Here is a 23455-nt window from a genome sequence, read left to right on the forward strand (position 1 = left end):
CGTGAGCCTCCGCGAACCCTCCGTGCGGCCCGCCGCACCCTCGGGGGCTCACGCCACCGCCGGGGGCGAGGCAGTCGCCTCGCCCCCGGCGGCCTCCCGGGCCGTGTCCCGGCAGGGGCGTGGTGCCCGAGGCCTCGAGATCGCGCTGCTGGTCGGCCCGGCCCTCGTGGTCTTCCTGGCCTTCGTGGTCTTCCCGATCGTGATGGCCGCCTACTACGGCTTCTTCAGCTGGCAGGGCTTCGGCCCCCCGACCGACTTCGTCGGGTTCCGCAACTACCTGACGATCTTCCAGGACGCGACGTTCCTCGACGCCCTGCGCCACAACGCCACGATCGTGGTGCTCTCGCTGGTGCTGCAGGGGCCGGTCGCGATCGGCCTGGCCCTGCTGCTGAACCGCAAGCTGCGCGGGCAGTCGCTGATCCGGGTGCTGATCTTCGTGCCCTACGTGATCAGCGAGGTCGTCGTCGGCACCGGCTGGAGCCTCATGCTCCAGGGCAGCGGAGCCGTCAACGACATGCTGGCCAAGGTCGGCCTGGGCTCGCTCGCCCAGGACTGGCTCGCCGACCCGAGCATCGCCATCTGGACGCTGCTCGTCATCATCACATGGAAGTACGTCGGCTTCGCCGTGATCCTGTTCCTCGCCGGCCTGCAGGGCGTGCCCGAGGAGCTCAGCGAGGCGGCGGCGATCGACGGCGCGAGCTGGTGGCAGATCCAGCGCCGCATCACGCTGCCGCTGCTCGGCCCGACCCTGCGAATCTGGGCGTTCCTGTCGATCATCGGCTCCCTGCAGCTGTTCGACCTCGTCTACATCATCTGGGGCCAGTACATCGCTGCCACCGCCGGCACCTCGACGATGGCGACGTACATGGTCGCAAACGGCCGCACCTCGGGCAGCTACGGCTACGGCAACGCCGTCGCCGTGGTGCTGTTCCTCATCTCGCTCGTCGTCGCCCTCGTCTACCAGCGCTTCGTGCTGCGGCGCGACACGGCCGGCGCCCTCACCACGTCAGGAGACGAGTCATGACCGCCAGCACCCTGCCTGCCCGCCCCCGCGGCGCGGCGGGCCCGGACGGCGGAGGCGTGGGCGCACCCGCGCGCACCCCCCGGTCCGCGGCCGGCCGGCCGCCCCGCAGGAGGCGCGGCATCGCCGACCCCGGGCGCGGCGTCGCGTACGTGGTCGCGGTGGTCGTCATCGTGGCGATGCTCGCCCCCGTGGCGTTCATCGTGATCGGCGGCTTCCGCACCAACGCGCAGATCACGACCGACCCCTCCGGGTTCCCGAGCCCCTGGCAGGTCGGCAACTACCTCGACGTGCTGACCGGCGGTACCTTCTGGCGGCAGGTCGGCAACTCGCTGATCTCGGCCGGGGCCACCACGATCGGCACGGTCGCCCTCGGCCTCGCCGCGAGCTACGTGCTGGCGCGCTACCGGTTCGCCGGGCGAGGGGTGCTCTACGCGCTGTTCGCCGCCGGGCTGATGTTCCCGATGACCGTCGCCATCACGCCGCTCTACCTCGTGATCCGCGACCTGGGGCTGACGAACTCGCTGGCAGGGGTGATCCTGCCGCAGATCGCCTTCGCGCTGCCGACGACGATCATCATCCTCGTGCCGTTCCTGCGGGCGATCCCCGACGAGATCGAGGAGGCCGCGTTCATCGACGGCTGCAGCCGTCTCGGCTTCTTCTTCCGCATGGTCGTGCGCCTGTCGCTGCCCGGCGTGATCACGGTCGGCATCCTCGCCTTCATCGGCGCGTGGAACTCGTACCTGCTGCCGCTGTTCATCCTCAACGACCCGTCGACGTTCACCCTGCCGCTCGGCGTGCAGGCGTTCTCGTCGCAGTACTCGGTCGACACGGCCCGGGTGCTCGCCTTCACGGCGCTGTCGATGCTGCCCGCGCTGATCTTCTTCAGCCTGTTCGAGCGCCGCATCGTCGGCGGCCTGACGGGGGCGGTGAAGGGATGACCATCGAGATGCAGCACACGACCGGACGGCACGGCGACGAGGGCCGGGCCGAGGGCCGAGCCGAGGAGGCGCGGGCCGCGACGAGCGCGACCGGTCTCGTCCTCAGCGACCGCGTCCGCCGCCTCCTCGACGACATGTCGCTCGACGAGAAGCTGGCCCAGCTGGTCGGCTGGTGGGTCGACCAGGGCGGCGGCGCCGTGGCGCCGATGCAGGGCGCGATGACCCCCAGCGACGACTACGGAGCGGCGACCGAGCACGGGCTGGGGCACCTGACCCGGGTCTACGGGACGCGACCGGTCGACCCGGTGCAGCGCGCCTCCTGGCTGTGGGAGGAGCAGCGCCGGCTGCGCACCGAGACGCGTCTCGGCATCCCCGCGATCGTGCACGAGGAGTGCCTGACAGGCCTGGCCGCCTGGCAGGCCGCGACGTTCCCGACGCCTCTCGCGTGGGGCGCCTCCTTCGATCCCGACCTGGTCGAGCGGATGGCGGCGCTGATCGGCGGCTCCATGCGCGAGCTCGGCGTGCACCAGGGCCTCGCGCCGGTGCTCGACGTGGTCCGCGACCCGCGGTGGGGACGCGTCGACGAGTGCATCGCCGAGGACCCGTACGTCGTGGGCACCATCGGCACCGCCTACGTGCGCGGCCTCCAGTCGGCCGGGGTGCACGCCACGCTCAAGCACTTCGTCGGCTACTCGCTCTCGGACGCGGGCCGCAACCACGCCCCTGCGAACGTCGGGCCGCGCTACCTCGCCGACGTGCTGCTGCCGCCGTTCGAGATGGCCGTGCGCGACGGCGGGGTGCGCTCGGTGATGAACTCGTACGCCGAGGTCGACGGGGTGCCCGTCGGGTCGACGCCCGAGTACCTGACCGACCTGCTGCGCGGGGAGTGGGGCTTCGACGGCGTCGTCGTGTCCGACTACTTCGCCGTCGCTTTCCTCGAGGTGATGCACGCCGTCGCCGCCGACCGGGGCGAGGCCGCGGCGCTCGCCCTCGAGGCGGGGATCGACGTCGAGCTGCCCACCGGCGACGCCTACCTCGCCCCGCTCGCCGAGCGCGTGCGGGCCGGGCTGGTCGACGAGACGCTGGTCGACCTCGCGGTCGCCCGCGTGCTCGCGGAGAAGGAGGAGCTCGGCCTGCTCGACGAGGCCGCCCTCGACGCTGCGGAGGCAGCCGGGCCGCCGACCGAGATCGACCTCGACAGCCCGGCGCACCGCGCGGTCGCGCGCCGCCTGGCCGACGAGTCGGTCGTGCTGCTGACGAACGACGGGGTGCTGCCGCTGGGCGGGGGCGCCGGTGCCGGTGCCGGTACCGGTGCTGGTGCCGGTGCTGGTGCTGGTGCTGATGCGGCTGCCGGCCCGGCTCGCGTCGCGCTGATCGGCCCGAACGCCGACAGCACCGAGGCCCTGATGGGCTGCTACTCGTTCGTCAACCACGTGCTGGCGCACCACCCCGGGGTGCCGACGGGCATCGCCGTGCCGACGGTGGCGGAGGCGCTCCGCGAGGAGCTGCCGGCCGCCGAGCTCGTCGTCGTGCCGGGCTGCGCGGTCGAGGGCGCTCTCGACGCGGACGCCCGCTCGGGCATCGACGAGGCCGTCCGCGAGGCAGCTGCCTCCGACGTCGCCGTCGTCGTGGTCGGCGACCGCGCCGGGCTCTTCGGCCGCGGCACCGTCGGCGAGGGCAACGACGTCGAGAGCCTCGAGCTGCCGGGGCCGCAGCGCGACCTCGTGGAGGCGGTCGTCGCCTCCGGCACCCCGGTCGTGCTGGTCGTGCTGTCCGGTCGTCCCTACGCGATCGGCTGGGCCGTCTCGGGGCCGGGCGCCCCGGCTGCGGTCGTCCAGGCGTTCTTCCCGGGAGAGGAGGGCGGACCCGCGATCGCCGGCGTGCTCTCGGGCAGCGTCGTGCCGTCGGGTCGGCTGCCCGTCTCGCTGCCGCGGTCGGCGGGCGCACAGCCCTTCTCGTACCTGCATCCGCTGCTCGGCGGCCCGAGCGAGGTGACGAGCGCAGACAGCACGCCGGTGCTGCCGTTCGGCCACGGCCTCTCGTACACGACCTTCGAGCGGTCGGGCCTCGTCGTCGAGGGTGCGGGTGCGGGCTCGGGTGCGGGCTCGGGCTCGGACTCGGACGCGGGCTCGGATTCGGGTCGGGGCTCGGGCTCGGACGCGGGCTCGGACACGGGTAGGGGCTCGGGCTCGGACTCGGGCTCGGGCGAGGTGCCCGCAGGAGGCGCGTTCACCGCGACCGTGACGGTGCGGAACACGGGCGGGCGGGCCGGCGCCGACGTGGTGCAGCTCTACGCGCACGACGTCGTCGCCTCGGTGACCCGTCCGGTCGCGCAGCTGCTCGGCTACGCCCGGGTCGAGCTCGAGCCGGGGCAGGAGGCGCGGGTCACGTTCCACGTGCCGACGCAGCGGCTCGCGTTCAGTGACCGCCGGATGCGCCGCGTGGTCGAGCCCGGCGCCGTCCAGCTCTGGGTCGGCGCCTCGTGCGCCGTGCGCGAGACGGAGGCGGCCCTCGCGATCACCGGACCGGTGCACCTCGTCGGGCTCGATGACGCCCGCGTGGTCACGGTCGAGGTCGAGCTGCGCTGAGCCCGGCCCGCGGCACGGCTCGCCGGGCCCGGCCTCTGGCCCGGCCCGCGGCCCGTCCCGCGGCCGAGCTGCACCCATGAACCCGCGCTGCACCCCTGGAACTGAGGGTGCAGCGCCGGGCAGGGGGTGTAGCTCGGCCGCTGAGCGCGCGGGTGCGGGCTACGCGCGGGTGCGGGCCGCCGTCACGAGGGCGTCGACCACGACGAACAGCACGAGCCCGAGGCCGACCATCGGCAGGAACAGCCCGACGACGAGGCCGACGGCGACCACCGCGACGAGGCCCTGCCACGGGGCGCGGACGAGGGCGCCTGCGGGAGCAGGGCGTCCGGCACGGAGGCGGCCCGCGCCTCCTGCAGGGCCTCGCCGCCACCACATCAGGTAGCCGAACACGACCATCGCGGCGACGCCGAGGGCCGTGACCACCAGGAGGAGCTGGTTCGGCAGCCCGAACATGGTGCCCATGTGCGTGTCGACGCCCCACCGCGCGAGCTTCGCCATGACCGGGTAGTCCGCGAAGTCGGTGCGGTCGACGACGGCGAGCGTCGTGCCGTCGACCGCCGTGGAGTCGACCTGGGTCGGCCAGCTCCGCTTGATCTCGGTGACGGTCCAGGCGCTGTCGGCGTCGGCGGGCGGCTTGACCTCGACGAGACCGGTGTCGACGTTCACCGTCTGCGCGACGGCGAGCACGTCGTCGAACAGGGCAGGGTCGACCTCGGACGCACCGGGGACGGCGGCTCCGTGGTGGCCGGCGTGGGGGTCGGCCGCGACGTCCTCGGCCTCGGGTGCTGCGCCTCCTGTGCTCGTGCCCGCATCTCCTGTGCTCGTGCCCTCGGCGGGCAGGGCGGTGTCGAGCGCCGGGGCGGTCCAGCTGAGCGCGGCCCTCAGCGCGGTGACGTTGTCGCCTGCGTGCTGGGACCAGGTGATGCCCGTCGCCGAGAGGAACAGGGCCCCGACCGTCAACACGATGCCGACGGAGGCGTGCCACGAGAAGAACCGACGCAGGCCGGTCGCCCGCAGGTCGGGCCGCACGAGGTCGCGGCGTGCACGTGCCCTCGCCTTCCCTGGCCCACGTGCCCGCAGTCGGCGGGCGATCCACAGGCCGAGGCCCGCGAGCACGACGACGCCGAGCCAGCTGGCGGCGAGCTCGCTGTAGAGGCGGCCGGCGTCGCCCAGCCCGAGGCTGCGGTGCAGGTCGGAGATCGTCGTCCGCAGCGGCAGCGAGCCGCTCGTGCCGTAGACGGGCAGGTCGCCGCGGACCTCGGCCGTCGCCGGGTCCACGAAGATCGCCCGGGTCTGGCTCTCGATCAGGTCGTCGCCGGTGAACAGCACGCGCGTGGTGTCGCCCGGCTCGGGCGCGGGACGCACGGCGACGAGCTCGCCGCCGTCGCCCACCACTTCCTCGGCCGCGGCGACCTGGTCGGCGAGGGGGAGCGCTGCCCCGGTGCCCGGCGCGGTCAGCTCGTCGGCGTGGACGACCTTCTCGAGCGTCGGCGCGAGGGCGTACGCCGCTCCGGTCAGCGCCGCGACGAGGATGAACGGCCCGACCACGATGGCTGCCCAGAAGTGCAGTCGGAGCAGCAGCGGGCCGAGCCAGCTGCCGATCCCGCCGGGTGCGGCCCGTTCGGCGAGGGGCGCTCGCGGGCCGCCGGGTGCGCCGAGCTCGCGAGCGGGGGTGCTGTTCTGCGTCTGGGCTGTTCCGTCACGTGCCGGATCGGCTGGGGGCGTGGGCGGTGTCTCCGCTGTTCCGTTCGGTGACGGATCGGCTGGAGGCGTGGGCGGTGTCTCTGCTGTTCCGTTTCGTGACGGATCGGCTGGTGGCGTGGGCGGTGTCTCTGCTGTTCCGTTTCGTGACGGATCAGCGGGAGCGGGGACGGGAGGGGCGCTCGCGCTCATCGGCGGGCCTCTGCAGCGCGACGGCGCAGGGTCGTCGTGAGCAGGACGAGCCCGACGACTCCCACGACGAGGGCACCCAGGGCGAGGGCCCTGGCCGTCTCATCGACGGGAGCAGGTGCGGAGGAAGCGGCGGCCGCCTCCGGCGAGCCGGTCGCGTCGTCGGTGCCGCCGGCACCCGCTCCGCCGCCGTCCGCGTCGGTCAGGGTCAGGACAGGCGCCGGCGACGCGGGCTGCGCGTCGGAGCCCGGCTCGGCGACCTCGACCCAGTCGTACGAGCCGACCTCGCATGTCTGCACGGTGGGGAACGCGACGAGGTCGCCTGCCGCGCCCCCGACCGGGAGCAGGGCCGAGACGGCGACCGTGTCGCGGAAGCCGTCGGGGAGGGCGGAGCTCGGGTCGGCCGTCCAGGTCACGGTCGTGCCGGTGGCCGCCCCGGTGTCGGTGTCGGCCTCGGCGGTCTCGGCGGTCTCGGCACCGACTGCTGCGACGGCCGGTGCCTCGGTGATCGACCAGCCGGGCTTGATCGTCGGCGTGACCGCCTGCACCTCGGCGGGGAACGTGACGGCGAGGGAGGTGGTGGGCGACCCTTCGCAGCCGTGGCCGACCGCGAAGGTCAGCACGCTGAGCATCGCAGGGGCGGTCGACGAGGCCTCGAGCTCGACGTGGGCCTGGGCGGCGACGGGCGCCGCCAGGGCGAGGGCGAGCCCGGCCGCCGACGTGACGACAGCACCGACGAGGCGCGGGCGGCTGCTGGTCGCGCGTGCGCCGGCGGTCGCGATGGCGTCGGCCTGGGCAGGGGAGGAGCTGTGGGCAGGGGAGGAAGTGCGGGCAGGGGAGGAGGTGCGGGCGCGTGGGCGCATGGAGGTGTCCTTCGGGCAGGCGGGGCGGACCCCGCGGCGACAGGGGAGGCCGTGCCGGGCCGGACCGACGGGAGCGGTCGAGCACGGACGACGCCGCACTCGCCGTCAGGAGGCGCGCGCGGCTCTAGGTCGTCGCCGGGGCCGGCGGGCCCCTGAGGGCGCGCGTGGTCGCGAGCAGCAGCGTCACGAGCGGCCGCGGCGCGCGCTCGACGCGCACCGCCCCGCGCGGACGGTGCGGCACGACGAGCGCGACCGCGCGGGCGACGAGCCGCACGAGCACGAGCCCCAGCGCGCGGACGAGCTGCCGCACGGCCGACGTCCCCGCACGGAGCGACGCGATCGTCACGAGACCGGCCACGACGTGCGCGCCGACCATGCTGCCGTCGTGGGCTCCGGCGGCGAGCTCGGGCAGCACGGCGGCTCCGGGGAGGTGGTGGCCGGCGTGCGCGCCGCCCGCGCCTCCTGCGCCCTGGTCGTCGGTCATCGGGGCCATGCCGCCCGCGAGCGTGAACACGGCGTGGAGCAGGCCCTGGGTCGCCGCGACGGCGACGACGAGCCGGGGCAGCGTCACCCGGCGGCCGCCGAGCGCGAAGCAGACGAGCACGCTGACGACGACGGCGGTGCCGAGCAGCAGCGCGGGCGGGAACGTGCCGCCGCCGAGCGCGTGCGCGGCGGCCGTGACGAGGGTGCTGACGCCCGCGGACAGCGCGGCGCGCAGCATTCGCTGCCGGCGTGCGTCCACGGGGGCCTCCTGGGGGTCTTGTCCCACGGTAGCCGAGCGCGGGACGGTGTCGGGGGCAGGGTGCAGGATGGCCCGCATGGCACACCTCCTCGTCACCGGTTCCTCCGACGGCCTCGGGCACGGCTCGGCCGCGGCCCTCCTCGAGCAGGGGCACGACGTCGTCGTGCACGTGCGGGGCGAGCAGCGGAGGGAGGCGGTGGCCGGCCTCCTCGAGCGGGGTGCGCGCCTCCTCGTCGCCGACTTCGGCGTGCGCGACGAAGTCCTCCGCGCGGTCCGCGAGCTGGACGACGGCCCGGCCCTCGACGGCGTCGTGCACAACGCGGGCGTCTACTCGGGCGCGCCGCTGCTCCCGGTCAACGTGGTCGCGCCGTACCTGCTCACCGCGCTGCTCGAGCACCCGACGCGGCACGTCTACCTCAGCAGCGGGATGCACCGCAGCGGCACGGCCTCCCTCGAAGGGATCGACTGGAGCGGCGCGCGCGCCACGGGCAGCTACTCGGACAGCAAGCTGTTCGCCACGGCCCTGTCAGCCGCGGTGGCGCGTCGTTCGCCCTCCCTCTTCACCGCCTCGGTCGACCCGGGCTGGGTCGCGACGAAGATGGGCGGCCCCTCGGCCCCCGACGACTTCGAGCTGGGCCACCGCACGCAAGACCGGCTCGTGGTCGGCGAGGGCGCCGACTCCGACGTCAGCGGTGCGTACTGGCACCACGACCGGCAGCAGCAGCCCGAGGCGGCGGCTCTCGACGAGTCCTTCCAGGACGAGCTGCTCGTGGCGCTCGCCGAGGCGACCGGGGTCGAGCTGCCCGAGCGCTGATCGCCCCAACGTCCTGACAGACCCTCACTACCTCGCGATCGTCCGTCTTGGCAACCCCCGGATCGGGGCTCCGACGACGCGTACGACGGGGACATGCCGATCCCCACACGCGGCTTCGCCCGCATCGTCGCCTACGTCCTCCTGGTCTCCGTCGTGGACAAGGCCACAGCCCTGAACGAGCACGTGAACCACGGCCGCCCTCACGGCAGCCACCCTCGCGGCAGACACGCTCACGCCAGACACGCTCACGCCAGGGGCAGAGCCGGCTCGCCCGCCGACGCGTCCGCCGGCCGAGTCCCGGCGCTGACGGGAGCGGTCTCGTGATCGAGCGCGGCAACACGAAGCACGACCCCGAGCAGGACGAGCAGCTGCGCCACGAGGCGCAGGGCATCGTCCAGGGCCAGGGAGGCGTCGGCCACGTCGACGAGGCCCGCCAGACCGAGCCGTTGCCCGAGGACACCGACTCGTCCGAGGTGGTGCAGGCCGCGGGCATCGACGGGGGCCTCGCCGACGACACCACCGACAGCACGCCCGGGCCGTCCATCGCCGACGCCGAGGGCGACGACGACACCCTGAGCGAGACCGCGGCGGGGCTCACCGCCGACCCTGTCGTGCTGACCACCGAGACGCCGGAGGGCGTCGAGCCCGAGGGCGCGGAGACCGACGGAGCGGACCCCTCCGCCCACGGCCAGCCGATCACCGACGTCGCCGAGGAGCAGCGATGAGCGACGCTGAGGTCCGCCGATGAACCCGCCGTCGCAGGGCGACCCCACCGACCCGGCCCAGCCGAGATGACCGGAGCCCGCCGGGGGCTCGCGCCGTCGGGACGGACCGCCGTGCTGGTGTCGGGAGCCCTGCTGGGCGTGGGCGTCGCCTCCTTCGTCGACCAGGCGGTGTTCCACTTGGTGCTCGGCTGGCACCACTTCTGGGACGGGTCGACCCCGCGCGCGGCCCTGGTCTCGGACGGGCTCTTCCACGCCTTCGGCTGGTTCGCCACGGTGGGCGGGCTGTACCTGCTCGCCGACCTCCAGCGCGCCTGCCCCGTCCGGCGGTCACGCTGGTGGGGCGGCGTGTCGCTCGGTCTCGGCGGCTTCCAGCTGTACGACGGGCTCGTGCAGCACGCGCTGCTCGGGCTGCACCAGATCCGGTACGGCGTCGACCTGCTGCCCTACGACCTCGCGTGGAACGGCGTGGCCGTGCTGCTGCTCGTCGTCGGTGCCCTGCTCGTCGTGCGGAGCAGGCGCCCGCGCGCCGACCGCGCTGACCCTGCTGACCCCGCTGACCCTGCCGACCCTGCCGACCCTGCCGACCTCGGTCTCCGCGGCCGTGCCTGAGCTGGCGCACCTGCCCACGGCCGTGCTCGGGGTCCTGCCGCCGGCGGGGCACCAGCACGGCTCCTCCGGCGTCCCCGTCGAGGCGGTCGTGCTCGGCCTCGCCGCCGTCTCGGTCGCCGCCTACCTGCTGGCCGCGCGGCGGTCGTCGACGCGACGCCCCTGGCCGCGCCGCCGCGGCGTCCTCTGGACGGCAGGCGTGGCCGCCGCCGTCGCGGGAGCCCTCGGCCCGACGGCGGCGGCCGACCACGCCGACCTCGTCGCGCACATGGTCGGGCACCTGCTGCTCGGGATGGCCGCGCCGCTCCTCCTCGTGCCCGCGGCTCCCGTCACCCTGATGCTGCGGACCCTCGACCCTGTCCCGGCACGTCGACTCGTGCGGCTGCTGCGCAGCGTCCCGGTCCGGGTCGTCTCCCACCCCGTCGTCGCGGCCGTCCTCAGCGTCGGCGGACTCTGGCTCCTGTTCCGCACGGACCTGTGGTCGGCGTCGCACGAGGTGCCGCTGCTCGGAGCGCTCGTGTCGGTGCACGTGCTCGTCTCCGGGTACCTCCTCACCGCCTCCCTGGTGGGCGTCGACCCTGACCCGCACCGCGCCTCCTTCGTGGTCCGGTCGGCGGTCGTCGTGCTCGCGCTCGCTGCGCACGACGTGTTGGCGGCGACGCTCGCCGTCGACCCGCCGCCCGGCGTCGGGCCGGACGCCCGCGCGGGAGCCCTGGTGATGTACCTCGGCGGCGACGCGGTCGACCTGGCCCTGGTCGTCGTGCTCTGGTCGCAGCGGGCCCGTCGGCGGCGGGCGCGCGGTGCGCAGTCTGCCGAGCAGTCGTCGCCCAGGACGACAGGTGTAGCGTAGACGGCGTCCCGGGAGGGCGTGCCGCGTCTCCCCGGGACCAGGACTCGCGGCATCCCCGAGCTCCGAGCCCTTCATCGTCGAAGCCAGGAGAGCACCATGACCACCACGCCCGCACCTGCCCCCACGCCCGCCGTCGACCGGTTCGCCGGCAAGGTCGTCCTCATCACCGGCGGGGGCTCCGGCCTCGGCCGTGCCGCCGCCGTCCGCCTGGCCGCGGAGGGCGCCTCCCTCGCCCTCGTCGACGTCAGCGAGAAGGGCCTCGCCGACAGCGTCGAGGCGATCCGCTCGTCGACGCCCGACGCCGAGGTGCTGACCGTCGTCGCCGACGTCTCGAAGGAGGCGGAGGTCGACTCCTACGTCGCGGCCACCCTCGAGCGCTTCTCGCGCATCGACGGCTTCTTCAACAACGCCGGCATCGAGGGCCGCCAGAACCTCACCGAGGACTTCACGGCCGACGAGTTCGACAAGGTCGTGGCGATCAACCTGCGCGGCGTGTTCCTCGGCCTCGAGAAGGTGCTCGCGGTGATGCGCCGCCAGGGCTCGGGCGTGGTCGTCAACACGGCGAGCGTCGGCGGGATCCGCGGCGTCGGCAACCAGTCCGGCTACGCCGCGGCCAAGCACGGCGTCGTCGGCCTGACCCGCAACTCGGCCGTCGAGTACGGCCGGTTCGGCATCCGCATCAACGCGATCGCCCCGGGTGCCATCTGGACGCCGATGGTCGAGGCCTCCATGAAGCAGATCAGCGCGGACGACCCCCGCGGTGCAGCCGAGCAGTTCATCCAGGGAAACCCCACGAAGCGCTACGGCGAGGCTCCCGAGATCGCGTCGGTCGTCGCGTTCCTCCTCTCGGACGACGCCTCCTACGTCAACGCGGCCGTCGTGCCGATCGACGGCGGGCAGTCTGCGGCGTACTGACTCCGCCTGCCGAGTGCCGTCGCCGTCGCCAGGGGTCGTCGCAGGGCTGAGCCTCCGCGGCCTGCGGGGGCAGGTCGAGCCCGAGACGGGCGAGTTCGTCGGTCTCGGGCCGTCGTGGTCGCCCGGCAGCGACGGACTCGCCCGTCTGCGGCGCATGACGCGCGGCGCGCAACGCGCGGCGGGGCGTAGAACGGACGCGTGTCCGCCGCCCCTCCGCTCCCGCACCGACCCGTCACGCAGCACGACTGGCGTGAGGTGGTCGGCCTGCACTGGCGGGTCGAGCCCGACCTCGTCGCCCCGCTCGTGCCGCCCGGCACCCGCCCCGACGAGCACGACGGCACGGCCTGGGCCAGCCTCGTCGCCTACCGTTTCGTCGACAGCACGGTGCCGCCCCTGCCGAGGCTCGGCCGGCTCGGCACGATGACCGAGATCGTCGTCCAGCTCGCGACGATCGACGACCGGGGTCGACAGGGCGTCGCCTACCGCTCGATCGACACGCAGCACCTCCCGGCGGTGCTCGCCGCGCGCACGATCGGCCTGCCCTACGTCTGGGCCCGGGCCGGGTCCCGCGTGCGGCCGGACGACGTCGCGCACCGCACGCAGCGGCACCGAGGAGGTGCGGGCAGCCTCGTCCGCGTCGCCCCGGGCGACGAGGTGGTCGTGCCCGACCCGGCCCTCGAGTTCCTGACGGAGCGCTGGGGCGTGCACGCCGCCTCCCTCGGCCGGACCCGCTGGTGGCGGAGGGCCCACGAGCCGTGGCCCCTGCGGACCGCGACGGTGACCCGCCTCGACGACGAGCTGCTCGCGGCGGCCGGCCTGCCCGGCCTCGTCGACCACGAGCCCGACCTCACGACGTGGTCGCCGGGCGTCGTCGTCCGGTACTCACGCGGCTGAGGGTCCTCCTCGTTCAGGACGATCGGTCCTGAGCCGTGCGGCGGGGGGAGGCGCAGTCCTGAATCGTGCACGGATCAGGAAAGCGGAAGGCACGGGTCCTGAACTGCGCCAGCTCGTGCGGTCGACCCTTCGCGCGGCTGACGCTCAGCCTCCGCCCCTACCCTCACCAAAACGAGACAAACGGTCTCGTTGAACGCGAGGAAGCGAGACACCATGACCACGAACGACCGCCCGCTGACCGGCTCGACCTCCATCGGCGACTGGCTCGACCACCCCGAGGGCGGCGCCCTCGTCCGTGAGGTCCTCGGGCAGGGAGGCGCGTTCGACGAGTCGTCGCTCGCTCCCGTCCGGGGCCTGCCGTTGCAGCAGCTCGTCGCGCTGAGCCAGGGCCAGCTGCCGCAGGCGGTCGTCGACGACCTCGTGCTCCGGGCCAACGGCGGCGTGCTCCCCGAGGAGGCGGTGCACGGCGACGACGACGGCACCGGCCCCTGGCGCGAGAAGGCCACGCCGGGCCGGTTCACGGGCAAGACCGTCATCGTGACCGGCGCGGCCTCCGGGATCGGCCGGGCCACCGCCTCCCGCGTGGCCCGTGAGGGCGGCCGCGTCGTCGCCGTCGACCTCTTCGCCGACAAGCTGGAGGCGCTCGTCGCCGACCTGCCGGATCTCGACGTCCCCCTCGTCACGGTCGCCGCCGACATCACGGCGCAGGCGGACGTCGACCGCATCGTCGCCGCCGCCGACGGGCGCATCGACGCCCTCGCGAACATCGCGGGCATCAACGACGACTTCTCGCCGCTGCACGAGACGAGCGACGCCATGTGGGACAAGGTCATCGCCGTCAACCTCACCGGCGCGTTCAAGCTCTCGCGGGCGGTGCTGCCGCTCATGCAGGAGGCGGGTCGCGGCTCGGTCGTCAACGTCGCCTCCGAGGCCGGGCTGCGCGGCAACGCCTCGGGCAACGCCTACACGGTGTCCAAGCACGGCGTGGTCGGCCTGACGAAGTCGGCGGCGTTCATGTACGCCGGCCAGGGCATCCGGGTCAACGCGGTGGCGCCCGGCGGGGTCGCGACGGGGATCCCCTTCCCGGCGACCGTGTCCGAGGTCGGGTCGGCGCGGCTGCGGCCGTTCCAGGCGGCGATCCCCACCATCGCGACCGCCGAGGAGCTGGCTGCGTCGATCACGTTCCTGCTGAGCGACGACGCGGTCAACATCAACGGTGCGATCCTCGCCAGCGACGGCGGCTGGTCGGTGCAGTAGGCCGCGGACTCCGGTGCTCGCACGATTCAGGAGATGTCGCGTGCCGCCTCCTGACCTGTGCACGATCCAGGCCCGGGAGTCCTGCGCAACGCGAACTCAGGACTCAACGTCCTGAATGAGGAGGGGACGGCGCGGTCACGAGCCGCGGATGGGCGAAGCTGGAGGCATGGTGACGACACGACCCGGCCGGGCCCGCAGCGAGGAGGCGCGCCTCGCGATCCTGCTGGCGACCCGCGACGAGCTCGCCGAGCGCGGCTACGACAAGCTGTCGCTCGACCGGGTCGCGGTCGCGGCCGGCGTCGGCAAGCAGACGATCTACCGCTGGTGGTCGTCGAAGGCGGCGCTCGTGGCCGAGGGCGTCCTCGAGGGGCACCTGATGCCCGGGCTCGCCGTGCCGAGCCCCGAGACCGACAGCGCCGACGTCTGGGCCGACGTCGCGGGGTGGCTGCGCGACTTCGGCCGCGCGCTCGCGACGCCGTCGACGGCCGCCTTGCTGAGGGCGACGTCGGCGGCGACCGCGGAGGACGACGAGGTGGCGGCGCGCTACGACGAGCAGCTCACGACGGTGACGAGGGTGGCCCTCGAGGCGCGGTTCGACCGCGCGGCGGCCGCCGGTCAGGTGCGCGCCGGCGCCCCGATCGCGACGGCGGTCGAGGCGTTGGTGGGTCTGCTCAGCTACCACATCGTGACGCGGCGGGACCTGACGGAGGAGTCGGTCGACGGCGCCGTCCGACTCCTCCGGGACGGCGTCGGCGCCTGAGGGCAGCGGCTGCCGACCCGCGCGCGACTGCGGACTACTGCTTGGGCGGGCCCGGCTTGGGGTGCCCGGGGATCGAGTCGCCCGACATGTTCAGGTCGTCGGGGTCGACCTCGACCGTGCCGACGTCGTCCGGGCCGCCGGTGCCGGGCAGGGTCGTGATCGCGTCCTCGTCGATGTCGTCGTCGACGGCGGGGGAGTCCGACACGGGGGTCGACTGCATCTCGTCGATCGTCTCGTCGCTGCGCGGGCTGTCGAACGTGGGGTCGTCGGTGTCCGTGGTCGCCTCGGAGGGCCGCTTGCTGTGATCGTCGTTGGTCATGGGCGCGAGCGTACGCCGTGTCCCGAGGGGCGACACCCAGGAGGCGGTGATCGCCCCCCGAGGGACCCGAGCGGCTCCATGGGCGAGAAGGGACGTCGTCGGCGGGGGCCCGCGTCCATGTCGCCCCTTCTCGCCTACGACTCGCGAGAAGCGGGCCAAGGCCGGCCCGCGCCTCCTACAGGGCGGTCGCGCGCAGCAGCAGCAGCTGCTCCGGGTGCAGGGCGGGCAGCTGCAGCCCTTGCTCGGCGAGCACGCCGCCCGACAGCACGACGCCCCCGTCGACGACCCACGGCGGCGGCGAGTCGGACCGCGTGCGGGGCACGTCGCCGGGCGCCTGCAGCTCGACGCGGTACCGGCGGGCCGGGTCGAGCCCGGGCAGCGGCACGGACCCCGTCGCCGAGGTGAGCGGCGTCGTCAGCTGGACGAAGGCGAAGAGGGCGTCCGACCCGTCCTGCGACACGACCCCGTGCAGCAGCGACGACTCGTCGACGTGGTCGGCGCGCACGACGCGACCGGTGTGCACGAGCGGTCGCACCTCCTTGTAGAGGTCGACCCACCGGGCCAGCTCGGCGCGCTCGTCGGCCGAGGCCCGGGAGACGTCCCACTCGATGCCGAAGTGGCTGAAGAGCGCGGTGCCGGCGCGGAACGCCACGGTGTGCGTGCGGCCGGTCGAGTGGGAGTGCGGTGAGCCGACGTGCGAGCCCGTGATCTCGCCGGGCAGCAGCTGAGAGGTCCAGCGCTGGATCTGCTGGCGCTCGAGCGGGTCGATGTTGTCGCTGGCCCAGACCCGGTCGGTCCGCTCGAGCACGCCGAGGTCGGCTCGGGCGCCTCCGGACGAGCACGACTCGATCTCGACGGCCGGGAACCGCCCGCGCAGCTCGTCGAGCAGGCGGTAGAGCGCGAGGGTCTGCTCGTGCACGCCCGGCGTGCCGGTGGGGGAGTGGCCGGCCTCGAGCAGGTCGCGGTTGTGGTCCCACTTGACGTACGCGACGTCGTGCGAGCCGAGCAGGTCGGTGAGCCGCTCGAGCAGGTACGCGTACGCCTCGGGGTGCCCGAGGTCGAGCACCTGCTGGCTGCGCCCGGTCATGGGGAGCCGGCCGGCCGGCGCGAGCATCCACTCGGGGTGGGCGCGGGCCAGGTCGCTGTCGGGGTTCACCATCTCGGGCTCGACCCAGATGCCGAAGTCGAGGCCGAGCTCGCGGACGGCGCCGATCAGCGGCTCGAGGCCGTCGGGCCAGACCGTCTCGTCGACGAACCAGTCGCCGAGGCCGGCCGTGTCGTCTCGCCGCCCGCGGAACCAGCCGTCGTCGAGCACGAACCGCTCGGCGCCGACCTCGGCGGCCGCGCGCGCGAGCTCGACGAGCCGGTCGAGGTCGTGGTCGAAGTAGACGGCCTCCCAGGTGTTGAGGACGACGGGCCGCGGCGACGAGGGGTGCCCGTCGCGCGACCGGAGGTGCTCGTGGAACCGCGCCGCGGCGGCGTCGAGGCCTCGCCCCCAGGAGGCGTAGACCCACGGCCCCTGGTACGTCTCGCCGGCCGCGAGCCGCACCTCGCCGGGCAGCAGCAGCTCGCCGCCGCCGATCACGCTCGTGCCGCTCGCCATGCGCTCGGCGTACTCGCGGTGGTCGCCGCTCCACGCGACGTGCAGCGTCCACACCTCGCCGGACGAGAAGCCGAAGCCGGGCGTGCCGGCGGCCAGCACCAAGGAGGCGTCGGCCCCGGTCCGTCCGCGCCGCGAGTCGCGCAGGTGCGCGCCCACGACGAACGGCAGCCGCTGCGGGGCGCGCTCGCGGCCCCACCGGCCGGCGAGGTCGAGCACCTCCTGGGCGCGCCGGGGCACGGGCAGGGCGATCTGCAGCGAGTCGACGACGAACTCGTCGCCGGCGGTGCGGGTGACCGCGGCGCGGCTGCGCAGCAGCCCCGACCCGAGCAGCTCGACGACGACGTCGACCGCGAGGCCCGACTGCTCGTCGACGCCGTGCACGGTGAGGACGCGGCCCTCGAGCGTGGTGGCCTCAGCCCGGAAGAGCGGCGTCCAGGACGTCCCGGCACTGTGCCCCTCGAGGCCGGGCTGGCCCCGCCAGCCGCCGGAGGCGAGGGGCAGCAGCTCGACGACCTCGGGCTCGTCGAGCTCGTTCGGCACGACGCCGGCGAGGCCGCCGCGGACGACGGCGTCGAGCTCGTCCGCCGAGAGGTCGCCGAGGGCGGCGCCCCACCAGGCGACGACGGGCAGGCGGCCTGCGCCGAGGTCGAGCACGACGCTCACGCCGCCCGAGGTGAGGTGGACGACCGAAGGGATCGCGTCAGCCGTGGGCCCTACCGTCGCGGGGTCGGTGGTCCGGTCGGTCGTGGGGTCGGACGGCGTCGTCATCGTGCTCCTCTGGCGGGGTCGCGTGCTGCCGAGGGGGTCGACCTCGACGTTTATTTGTAGTGCGCAACGATGTGGTCGGTCAAGGAGGGGGTCCCTCGTTACACTCTGAGCGTCGGAGGAGGCGCCGTGGACGACCCAGCCGAGCCGTTGAGCGTCACGAGGCCCGCACCGCTGCTGCCGCGCCGCGGCACCGGTCACCAGGTGATCGTCGAGCTGTTGCTGCACGGCCCGCTGACCCGCGGCGAGCTGGGGCTCGCGCTCGGCCTCACCCCGGGCTCGGTGACGCGCGCGGTCCGGCCCCTGCTCGACGCCGGGGTGGTGTCCGAGCTCGGCCCGGTGCTCGGCCCCGGCCTCGGGCGCCCGGTGACCCCGCTCGACCTCGTCCTCGACCGCGACGTGGTCGTCGGGGTCAAGATCACCGCCGCCCGCGTCTGGGGCGTGGTCGCCGGCCTGCGCGCCGAGGTGCTGCACGAGGCGTCGACGGAGCTCGCGTCGACGGATCCCGTCGTCGTGGCGGACGCCGTCGTCGATCTCGTGCGTGAGCTGCTCGTCCTGTGTCCGGACCGGGCCGTCCACGGGGTCGGGGTGAGCGTCGGCGGACAGCTCGACGCCGAGGGCCGCGTCTCGGTCGCGCCGCTGCTCGGCTGGGTCGACGTCGACCTCGGCGCCGCCCTCCGGCAGCGCCTCGACCTGCCCGTCGTCGTCGACAACGACGTGGTGTCGCTCGTCCGCGCGGAGCGCTGGCTCGGGTCCGCTCGGGACCTCGACCGCTTCGCCCTGGTGACGATCGGTGCGGGCCTGGGCTACGCCCTGGTCGTCGGGGGAGAGATCCTCGACCTGCCGACGAGCGCGCGGAGCCCGATCGCCCACGTGCCGCTCGGCATCGGCGACGGCGTCTGCGACGAGGGCCACCGGGGGTGCGCCTCCTCGGTGCTGGCCCTGCCGGCCGTGCTCGACCGGGCCGCCGAGGCCCTGGGACGGGGCGGCGACGTCTCGCTCGACGACCTGCTGGCGGCGCACGCGTCCGGGCACGCCGGGGCGACGGCCGTCGTCGAGGAGGCGGCGGAGGCGCTGGGCGCGCTGCTCGCGCTCGTCGCCGACCTGGCCTGGCCGCGCGCGATCGTCGTCACGGGCGACGGGATCGGACTCGCCCTGGCGGGCCGCCACGTCGTCGACGCCGCGATGCGGGCTCGTCGCGCCGCCGATGCCGAGCCCGTGACGGTCGACCTGCAGGCGACCGGGTTCGCGCGGTGGGCGCGGGGCGCGGCCGTCGCGGCGGTCGAGACGTTCGTCGTCGGCCGCAGACCGGTCACGGTGCCTGCTGGTCGGGACGGTCCCGGCTAGCGCCTCCGGGGCGTCTTGTCGACCCCGGTCCGGGTGCGGCCGGGCGTGCGTAGCGTCAGGCCATGAGCGACCACGACGAGACCGAGACCGAGACCACGACCGCGACCGAGACCCCGGCCCGGTCGGCCGACGCGCCCCAGGACGGCCAGCCCGCCCAGCAGCAGGACCTCCCCGGCGCGGAGGGCGACCTCGCCCCCCGCGCCGACCACGGCGAACGGAGCTACCGCGGCTCCGGCCGCCTCGAGGGCAAGGCGACGATCGTCACCGGGGCGGACAGCGGCATCGGCAAGGCCGTCGCCCTCGCGTTCGCGCGTGAGGGCGCCGACGTCGTGGTCAGCTACCTGGACGAGGAGGAGGACGCCCAGGACACGCGTCGCCTGGTCGAGGAGGCGGGCCGTCGTGCCGTCCTCGTGCCCGGCGACCTCGCGGATCCGGCCCACTGCCGCGAGGTCGTGGCGACCGCCGTCCGCGAGCTCGGCCGCGTCGACGTGCTCGTGAGCAACGCGGCTGTCCAGTGGACCCACGACTCGATCCTCGACATCAGCGACGAGGAGTGGGACCGCACGATGGCGGTCAACCTGAGCGCGTTCTTCCATCTCGTGAAGGCCGCCGTGCCCCACATGGCGCCGGGCTCGTCGATCATCGGCACCTCGTCCGTCAACTCCGACAGCCCGCCCCCGACGCTGCTGCCCTACAGCGTCACGAAGTCGGGCATCGCGAGCATGACGGCGAGCCTCGCGCAGATGCTCGCCGATGCGGGCATCCGCGCCAACTCGGTCGCCCCCGGCCCGATCTGGACGCCCCTGATCCCGGCCACCATGCCTCCCGAGCAGGTGGAGCAGTTCGGCCAGGACGTTCCCCTCGCACGCCCGGGCCAGCCGGCCGAGGTCGCACCGGTCTACGTGCTCCTCGCCTCCGACGAGGCCAGCTACGTGTCCGGCGCGCGCGTGGCGGTCACGGGCGGGAAGCCGATCCTCTGATGCGCACCCCCTCCTCCTTCGTGTCGGTCCTCCGTCGCCCGTCGCACGTGCGCGAGGGCGATCTCCGGGCGATCGCCGACCAGGTCGTGGTCGTCACCGGGGCCACCAGCGGGATCGGCCTCGCGACGGCCCGTCTCGCCGCCGCTCGGGGCGCCGCCGTCGTCCTCGTGGCCCGGGACGAGGAGGTGCTGGTCGCCGAGGCGGACCGGCTCCGCCGCGAGGGCGGCCGGGCCGCGCACGCCGTCGCGGACGTGGGCGACCCCGCGGCCGTCGACGCCGCGGCCCAGGTGGCCGTCGACACGTTCGGCGGCTTCGACACGTGGGTCTCGAACGCCGGGGTGTCGATCCTCGGAGGCGTGGACGAGGTGCCCCTCGACGACATGCGCCGGCTGTTCGACACGGACTTCTGGGGCGTGGTGCACGGCACCAGGGCGGCCCTCAGGCACTTCGGCGGAGCCCGCCGGGAGGAGCACGGCCCCGGGACGCTCGAGGTCGGCGGGCGGGCCGGTGCGCTGATCACCGTCGGCAGCGTCTTCGGCGACCGCGCGGACCCCGTCCAGCCCGTCTACGCGAGCGCGAAGCACGCCGTGCACGGCTGGGTCGACGGCGTCCGCGTGCAGGCCGAGGTCTCGGGACTGCCGGTGTCCGTGACGCTCGTGCACCCCGGCCGGGTCGCGACGCCCTACGGCGACCACGCCGAGAGCCTGATCGACCAGCACCCTGCCCACCGGGACGTCGTGTACGCGCCCGAGGTCGTCGCCGAGGCCGTCCTCCACGCGGCCGAGCACCCTGTCCGGGACCTGCACGTGGGCGGCCAGGCCAAGGCTGGTGCAGTCCTGGCGGGGCTCTTCCCGAGGGCGACCGACCGGGTCATGGAGCGCTACCTGCCGTGGTCGTCGCACGACGACCGGCCGTCACAGGCCCCGTCGGACTCGGCGCTGTGGTCGCCGGGGCGACGGGTGGGCGTGCGGGGCCGGCACCCGGGGCTCGTGAGGGAGCGCAGCAGCTGGCTCTGGGCGGTCCGGCACCGGGGAGGGCTCCGCGGTGCGGCGTTGCTCCTCGGCGTCGTGGCCGCGGGGGCGGCCGCCGTCACGAGCCGGGCATCGCGCAGGCCCTGAGCCGATCCCGTCCTCGTCCTCGTCCCTGCTCAGCGGCCTCTCCGCACATGCCGACCGCGCGCGGCAATGAAGGGAGATCCAGTCGTTGTACGAGCTCGTGACGTCTGTCAGTCGGCATCTGCGGCATGCGCAGCGTGCTGGCGCCGTGACGAGGGTGGTTCGCCTTCGGTAATTCCAGAATTGTGGTTATCGTGGAGTCATGACTCCAGCTGATCCTCTTCGCGCTGAGCTCGACGAGCTGCGCGACGCACTGGCAGGGGCGCTCGCCCGGCTCGACGTGCTCGAGCAGAGCGTCGCCGAGGGCGATGTCGGCGACCCTGGCCGCGCCTCCTCGGCATCGGCATCGGCCTCGACCTCGCCGCGCGACCCGGCCGCCGCGTCGGCCTCCGGCGACGTGTTCTGGGCGCTCGACGGCGTGAAGCAGCGCCTCGACCCGCCGGGAGGCATCGTCTTCGCCGGCTCCGTCGCGGTGCCCGCGGGCCCCGTCGACTGGCAGATCACGCTGACGACCGACGGGCTGCTCGCCGCCGACTGGGCGCAGGCCGCTCCGTCGCTCGCCGCGCTCGGCAACGCCACGCGGCTCGGCCTGCTGCAGGCGGTCGTGGGAGGTGCGGACACGGTCGCGCAGATCTCGGCCGAGGGGGGCCTCGGGTCGACCGGGCAGCTCTACCACCACCTGGGGCAGCTGGTCGCGACGGGGTGGCTCGTGGCCGCCGGGCGTGGGCGGTACGCCGTGCCGCCCGAGCGGGTCGTGCCGTTGCTCGTCGTGCTCGGCGCCGCGGGGAGGACCTCGTGAGCGGGGGCGAGCGCCGTGCCGGTCGCCGCGTCGTCGCCGCGGTGGTCGCCGGCGTGGTGACGCTCGGCCTCGGGGCCGCCGCGATCCCGCGCCCGCCGTCGCTCTCGGCCGAGACGGCGGGCGACGAGGCGCTGATCCAGCGGGTGCGCGACGAGCTGCCCGCGGGCGCCTTCGACCGGCTCGCCGTCGCGGTCGTCGACGGCGACGAGGTCACCCGTGCCGAGTTCGGCACGGCCGCGGGGCCGGGGGCCGACGAGTTCGAGATCGGGTCGGTGACGAAGACGGTCACCGCCTCCTTGTACGCGGTCGCCCAGCAGCGCGGCGAGGTGCAGCGCGAGAGCACGCTCGGCGAGCTCCTCGGGGTGACGGGCGACGCCTCCTCGATCACCCTCGAGGAACTGGCGACGCAGCACAGCGGCCTGCCGCGGCTGCCTGCCGACCTGTCGTTCGTCGGGCGCGTGCTGCTCGCGAACCTCACGGGCGCGGACCCCTACACGGACGACGTCGCCGACCTCGTCGGACAGGCGTCGCGTGCCGAGGTCGACGACGAGAAGCCGTACGGCTACTCCAACTTCGGCATGGCCCTGCTCGGGCAGGCGCTCGCGGCGGCGGCCGACACGCCCTGGGAGCAGCTCGTCGCCGAGCGCGTCGCCGAGCCGCTCGGCCTGGCCGACACGTACGCTCCGGGCGACCCGGACGGGCTCCGCGCCGACGCGCCCACCGGCGTCACCGCGAGCGGCCGGCACGCGGACGCCTGGACGATGCGGGCCTTCGGCCCCGCCGGCAGCGTCCGCTCGACCCTCGACGACATGGTCGCCTACACGGTGGCGCAGCGCGACGACCGGGCTCCGGGGGTGATCGCGACCGAGCCGCTCGTCGAGGCGGGCGGCGGCGGCGCCGAGATCGGCTGGGCGTGGATGACGACGCCGCACGACGGCGACGGCGACGACGACGGCGACGGCGGCCGGGGTGACGGCGACGGCGACAGCGGCTCGGCGCCCGGGGGCACGTCGACCTGGCACAACGGGATGACGGGCGGCTACGCGAGCTTCATCGGCTTCGACCGTGACTCCGACCGTGCGGTGGTCGTGCTGAGCAGCTCGGCCGTCAGCCTCGACGACCTCGCCTTCGCGCTGCTGGAGGAGGAGAAGTGACCTGGATCCCGGCCGTCGTCGTCGGCGTGCTCGCCCTGTTCGTGCCCGGGGCCTTCGTGGTCTCGGTCTGGACCGAGAAGGAGGCGCGGCGCACCCGCAGCCGCGTCGACCTGCTGATCGCCGCGCTGAACTCGGTCGTGGTCCTGGTGGTGCTGCACCAGCTGCTGCCCTGGAGCTCGGTCCCCGTGGCGCTCTGGCTGCTGCCGGTGCTGCTCGTCGCGGCCGGCGTGGTGGGCGCCGTGCTGCGATGGCCGGGCCTGCCGTGGCTGCGGCCCGACCGGTCGCGTCGGCGGATCGTGGCGGACGTCGTGCTGGAGGTCGTCGTCGCGGCCGCGGTCGTGGTGGTGCTGGTCGTCCTCTGAGGTGGAGCGGTGGATCGGCCATGGCGGGCTCGAGCGCCGCAGATGCCGACCGTCAGCCCTGCGATACGTGGATATCCGGGTGTTGCAGGGCCCGTGCGGCGCGAACGGGCGGCATGTGCGGGCCCCACGCGCAGGAGGAACCCGG

22 protein-coding genes are annotated in these 23455 nt (G+C 74.6%); 17 read left to right on the plus strand and 5 right to left on the minus strand.

All coding sequences use genetic code 11. The annotated features are described in order from the left end of the window. Position 1: 1 nt before the first annotated feature. The 3 genes from ACZZ97_RS01345 to ACZZ97_RS01355 all read left to right on the plus strand — a co-directional run bounded on the left by ACZZ97_RS01345 (position 2) and on the right by ACZZ97_RS01355 (position 4550). Complete coding sequence (locus ACZZ97_RS01345) at positions 2 to 1024, plus strand: carbohydrate ABC transporter permease (protein WP_463472016.1); 1023 nt, start codon at positions 2 to 4, stop codon at positions 1022 to 1024. Further along, positions 1021 to 1962: a carbohydrate ABC transporter permease gene (locus ACZZ97_RS01350; RefSeq protein ID WP_463472017.1), complete on the plus strand. Its 942-nt coding sequence runs from the start codon at positions 1021 to 1023 to the stop codon at positions 1960 to 1962. The genes ACZZ97_RS01345 and ACZZ97_RS01350 overlap by 4 nt, the downstream gene beginning before the upstream one ends. Positions 1963 to 2096: 134 nt before the next feature. Further along, positions 2097 to 4550: a beta-xylosidase/alpha-l-arabinosidase gene (locus ACZZ97_RS01355; RefSeq protein ID WP_463473743.1), complete on the plus strand. Its 2454-nt coding sequence runs from the start codon at positions 2097 to 2099 to the stop codon at positions 4548 to 4550. A gap of 159 nt (positions 4551 to 4709) precedes the next feature. Here the strand turns inward: ACZZ97_RS01355 and ACZZ97_RS01360 are convergent, their stop codons facing one another. The 3 genes from ACZZ97_RS01360 to ACZZ97_RS01370 all read right to left on the minus strand — a co-directional run bounded on the left by ACZZ97_RS01360 (position 4710) and on the right by ACZZ97_RS01370 (position 8045). After that, entirely contained in the window at positions 4710 to 6098 is a 1389-nt protein-coding gene (locus ACZZ97_RS01360) for a PepSY-associated TM helix domain-containing protein (RefSeq protein ID WP_463472018.1), read from the minus strand. 341 nt (positions 6099 to 6439) lie between these two features. Then, positions 6440 to 7303, minus strand: a complete 864-nt coding sequence (locus ACZZ97_RS01365; RefSeq protein WP_463472019.1) for a DUF1775 domain-containing protein — start codon at positions 7301 to 7303, stop codon at positions 6440 to 6442. Positions 7304 to 7427: 124 nt separating this feature from the next. Continuing rightward, positions 7428 to 8045, minus strand: a complete 618-nt coding sequence (locus tag ACZZ97_RS01370) for a hypothetical protein (protein WP_463472020.1) — start codon at positions 8043 to 8045, stop codon at positions 7428 to 7430. Positions 8046 to 8121: 76 nt separating this feature from the next. Here ACZZ97_RS01370 and ACZZ97_RS01375 point away from each other — a divergent pair, with 76 nt between their 5' ends. The 8 genes from ACZZ97_RS01375 (at position 8122) to ACZZ97_RS01410 (ending at position 14866) form a co-directional block, all read left to right on the plus strand. Next, positions 8122 to 8859, plus strand: coding sequence for an SDR family NAD(P)-dependent oxidoreductase (locus ACZZ97_RS01375; RefSeq protein WP_463472021.1), 738 nt, complete (start codon positions 8122 to 8124; stop codon positions 8857 to 8859). A 320-nt stretch (positions 8860 to 9179) separates the two neighbouring features. Then, complete coding sequence (locus ACZZ97_RS01380) at positions 9180 to 9584, plus strand: hypothetical protein (RefSeq protein WP_463472022.1); 405 nt, start codon at positions 9180 to 9182, stop codon at positions 9582 to 9584. A gap of 66 nt (positions 9585 to 9650) precedes the next feature. Beyond that, a complete protein-coding gene (locus tag ACZZ97_RS01385) occupies positions 9651 to 10193 on the plus strand; it encodes a DUF2243 domain-containing protein (RefSeq protein ID WP_463472023.1) in 543 nt (180 codons plus the stop codon). Continuing rightward, the gene (locus ACZZ97_RS01390; protein ID WP_463472024.1) at positions 10186 to 11040 is read left to right on the plus strand and encodes a cytochrome c oxidase assembly protein; all 855 of its coding nucleotides are present in this window, start codon (positions 10186 to 10188) and stop codon (positions 11038 to 11040) included. Before ACZZ97_RS01385 ends, ACZZ97_RS01390 begins: the two co-directional genes overlap by 8 nt. A gap of 96 nt (positions 11041 to 11136) precedes the next feature. Beyond that, complete coding sequence (locus tag ACZZ97_RS01395; protein WP_463472025.1) at positions 11137 to 11955, plus strand: SDR family oxidoreductase; 819 nt, start codon at positions 11137 to 11139, stop codon at positions 11953 to 11955. 198 nt (positions 11956 to 12153) lie between these two features. Next, the gene (locus ACZZ97_RS01400; protein WP_463472026.1) at positions 12154 to 12849 is read left to right on the plus strand and encodes a YqjF family protein; all 696 of its coding nucleotides are present in this window, start codon (positions 12154 to 12156) and stop codon (positions 12847 to 12849) included. A gap of 213 nt (positions 12850 to 13062) precedes the next feature. Further along, positions 13063 to 14106, plus strand: coding sequence for an SDR family NAD(P)-dependent oxidoreductase (locus tag ACZZ97_RS01405; protein ID WP_463472027.1), 1044 nt, complete (start codon positions 13063 to 13065; stop codon positions 14104 to 14106). Between the two features lie 166 nt (positions 14107 to 14272). Then, on the plus strand, positions 14273 to 14866 hold the full coding sequence (locus ACZZ97_RS01410; RefSeq protein ID WP_314103663.1) for a TetR/AcrR family transcriptional regulator: 594 nt from the start codon (positions 14273 to 14275) through the stop codon (positions 14864 to 14866). Positions 14867 to 14900: 34 nt separating this feature from the next. Here ACZZ97_RS01410 and ACZZ97_RS01415 read toward each other — a convergent pair whose 3' ends face one another. Beyond that, positions 14901 to 15185 carry a hypothetical protein gene (locus ACZZ97_RS01415; RefSeq protein ID WP_463472028.1) on the minus strand — a complete coding sequence of 95 codons (285 nt, stop codon included), beginning with the start codon at positions 15183 to 15185 and terminating at the stop codon, positions 14901 to 14903. Between the two features lie 175 nt (positions 15186 to 15360). Then, positions 15361 to 17556, minus strand: a complete 2196-nt coding sequence (locus ACZZ97_RS01420) for an alpha-galactosidase (protein ID WP_463472029.1) — start codon at positions 17554 to 17556, stop codon at positions 15361 to 15363. A 126-nt stretch (positions 17557 to 17682) separates the two neighbouring features. Between ACZZ97_RS01420 and ACZZ97_RS01425 the strand changes: the two genes are divergently transcribed. The 6 genes from ACZZ97_RS01425 to ACZZ97_RS01450 all read left to right on the plus strand — a co-directional run bounded on the left by ACZZ97_RS01425 (position 17683) and on the right by ACZZ97_RS01450 (position 23310). Beyond that, positions 17683 to 18900: an ROK family transcriptional regulator gene (locus ACZZ97_RS01425; RefSeq protein ID WP_463472030.1), complete on the plus strand. Its 1218-nt coding sequence runs from the start codon at positions 17683 to 17685 to the stop codon at positions 18898 to 18900. A 62-nt stretch (positions 18901 to 18962) separates the two neighbouring features. Beyond that, positions 18963 to 19880, plus strand: a complete 918-nt coding sequence (locus ACZZ97_RS01430) for an SDR family oxidoreductase (protein ID WP_463472031.1) — start codon at positions 18963 to 18965, stop codon at positions 19878 to 19880. After that, a complete protein-coding gene (locus ACZZ97_RS01435) occupies positions 19880 to 20998 on the plus strand; it encodes an SDR family oxidoreductase (RefSeq protein WP_463472032.1) in 1119 nt (372 codons plus the stop codon). The genes ACZZ97_RS01430 and ACZZ97_RS01435 overlap by 1 nt, the downstream gene beginning before the upstream one ends. A 199-nt stretch (positions 20999 to 21197) precedes the next feature. After that, a complete protein-coding gene (locus tag ACZZ97_RS01440; protein WP_463472033.1) occupies positions 21198 to 21794 on the plus strand; it encodes an ArsR/SmtB family transcription factor in 597 nt (198 codons plus the stop codon). Beyond that, on the plus strand, positions 21791 to 22948 hold the full coding sequence (locus tag ACZZ97_RS01445) for a serine hydrolase domain-containing protein (protein ID WP_463472034.1): 1158 nt from the start codon (positions 21791 to 21793) through the stop codon (positions 22946 to 22948). Before ACZZ97_RS01440 ends, ACZZ97_RS01445 begins: the two co-directional genes overlap by 4 nt. Next, positions 22945 to 23310 carry a hypothetical protein gene (locus ACZZ97_RS01450; protein ID WP_463472035.1) on the plus strand — a complete coding sequence of 122 codons (366 nt, stop codon included), beginning with the start codon at positions 22945 to 22947 and terminating at the stop codon, positions 23308 to 23310. Before ACZZ97_RS01445 ends, ACZZ97_RS01450 begins: the two co-directional genes overlap by 4 nt. The last annotated feature ends 145 nt before the right edge of the window (positions 23311 to 23455 follow it).

Source organism: Frigoribacterium sp. AC512 (assembly GCF_979258295.1).

Coding starts and splice junctions, on each gene's coding strand:
- ACZZ97_RS01350 (WP_463472017.1), top strand. CDS start 1,021: ATGACCGCCAGCACCCTGCCTGCCCGCCCCCGCGGCGCGGCGGGCCCG.
- ACZZ97_RS01355 (WP_463473743.1), top strand. CDS start 2,097: ATGTCGCTCGACGAGAAGCTGGCCCAGCTGGTCGGCTGGTGGGTCGAC.
- ACZZ97_RS01365 (WP_463472019.1), bottom strand. CDS start 7,303: ATGCGCCCACGCGCCCGCACCTCCTCCCCTGCCCGCACTTCCTCCCCT.
- ACZZ97_RS01375 (WP_463472021.1), top strand. CDS start 8,122: ATGGCACACCTCCTCGTCACCGGTTCCTCCGACGGCCTCGGGCACGGC.
- ACZZ97_RS01385 (WP_463472023.1), top strand. CDS start 9,651: ATGACCGGAGCCCGCCGGGGGCTCGCGCCGTCGGGACGGACCGCCGTG.
- ACZZ97_RS01395 (WP_463472025.1), top strand. CDS start 11,137: ATGACCACCACGCCCGCACCTGCCCCCACGCCCGCCGTCGACCGGTTC.
- ACZZ97_RS01405 (WP_463472027.1), top strand. CDS start 13,063: ATGACCACGAACGACCGCCCGCTGACCGGCTCGACCTCCATCGGCGAC.
- ACZZ97_RS01410 (WP_314103663.1), top strand. CDS start 14,273: ATGGTGACGACACGACCCGGCCGGGCCCGCAGCGAGGAGGCGCGCCTC.
- ACZZ97_RS01415 (WP_463472028.1), bottom strand. CDS start 15,185: ATGACCAACGACGATCACAGCAAGCGGCCCTCCGAGGCGACCACGGAC.
- ACZZ97_RS01420 (WP_463472029.1), bottom strand. CDS start 17,556: ATGACGACGCCGTCCGACCCCACGACCGACCGGACCACCGACCCCGCG.
- ACZZ97_RS01430 (WP_463472031.1), top strand. CDS start 18,963: ATGAGCGACCACGACGAGACCGAGACCGAGACCACGACCGCGACCGAG.
- ACZZ97_RS01435 (WP_463472032.1), top strand. CDS start 19,880: ATGCGCACCCCCTCCTCCTTCGTGTCGGTCCTCCGTCGCCCGTCGCAC.
- ACZZ97_RS01440 (WP_463472033.1), top strand. CDS start 21,198: ATGACTCCAGCTGATCCTCTTCGCGCTGAGCTCGACGAGCTGCGCGAC.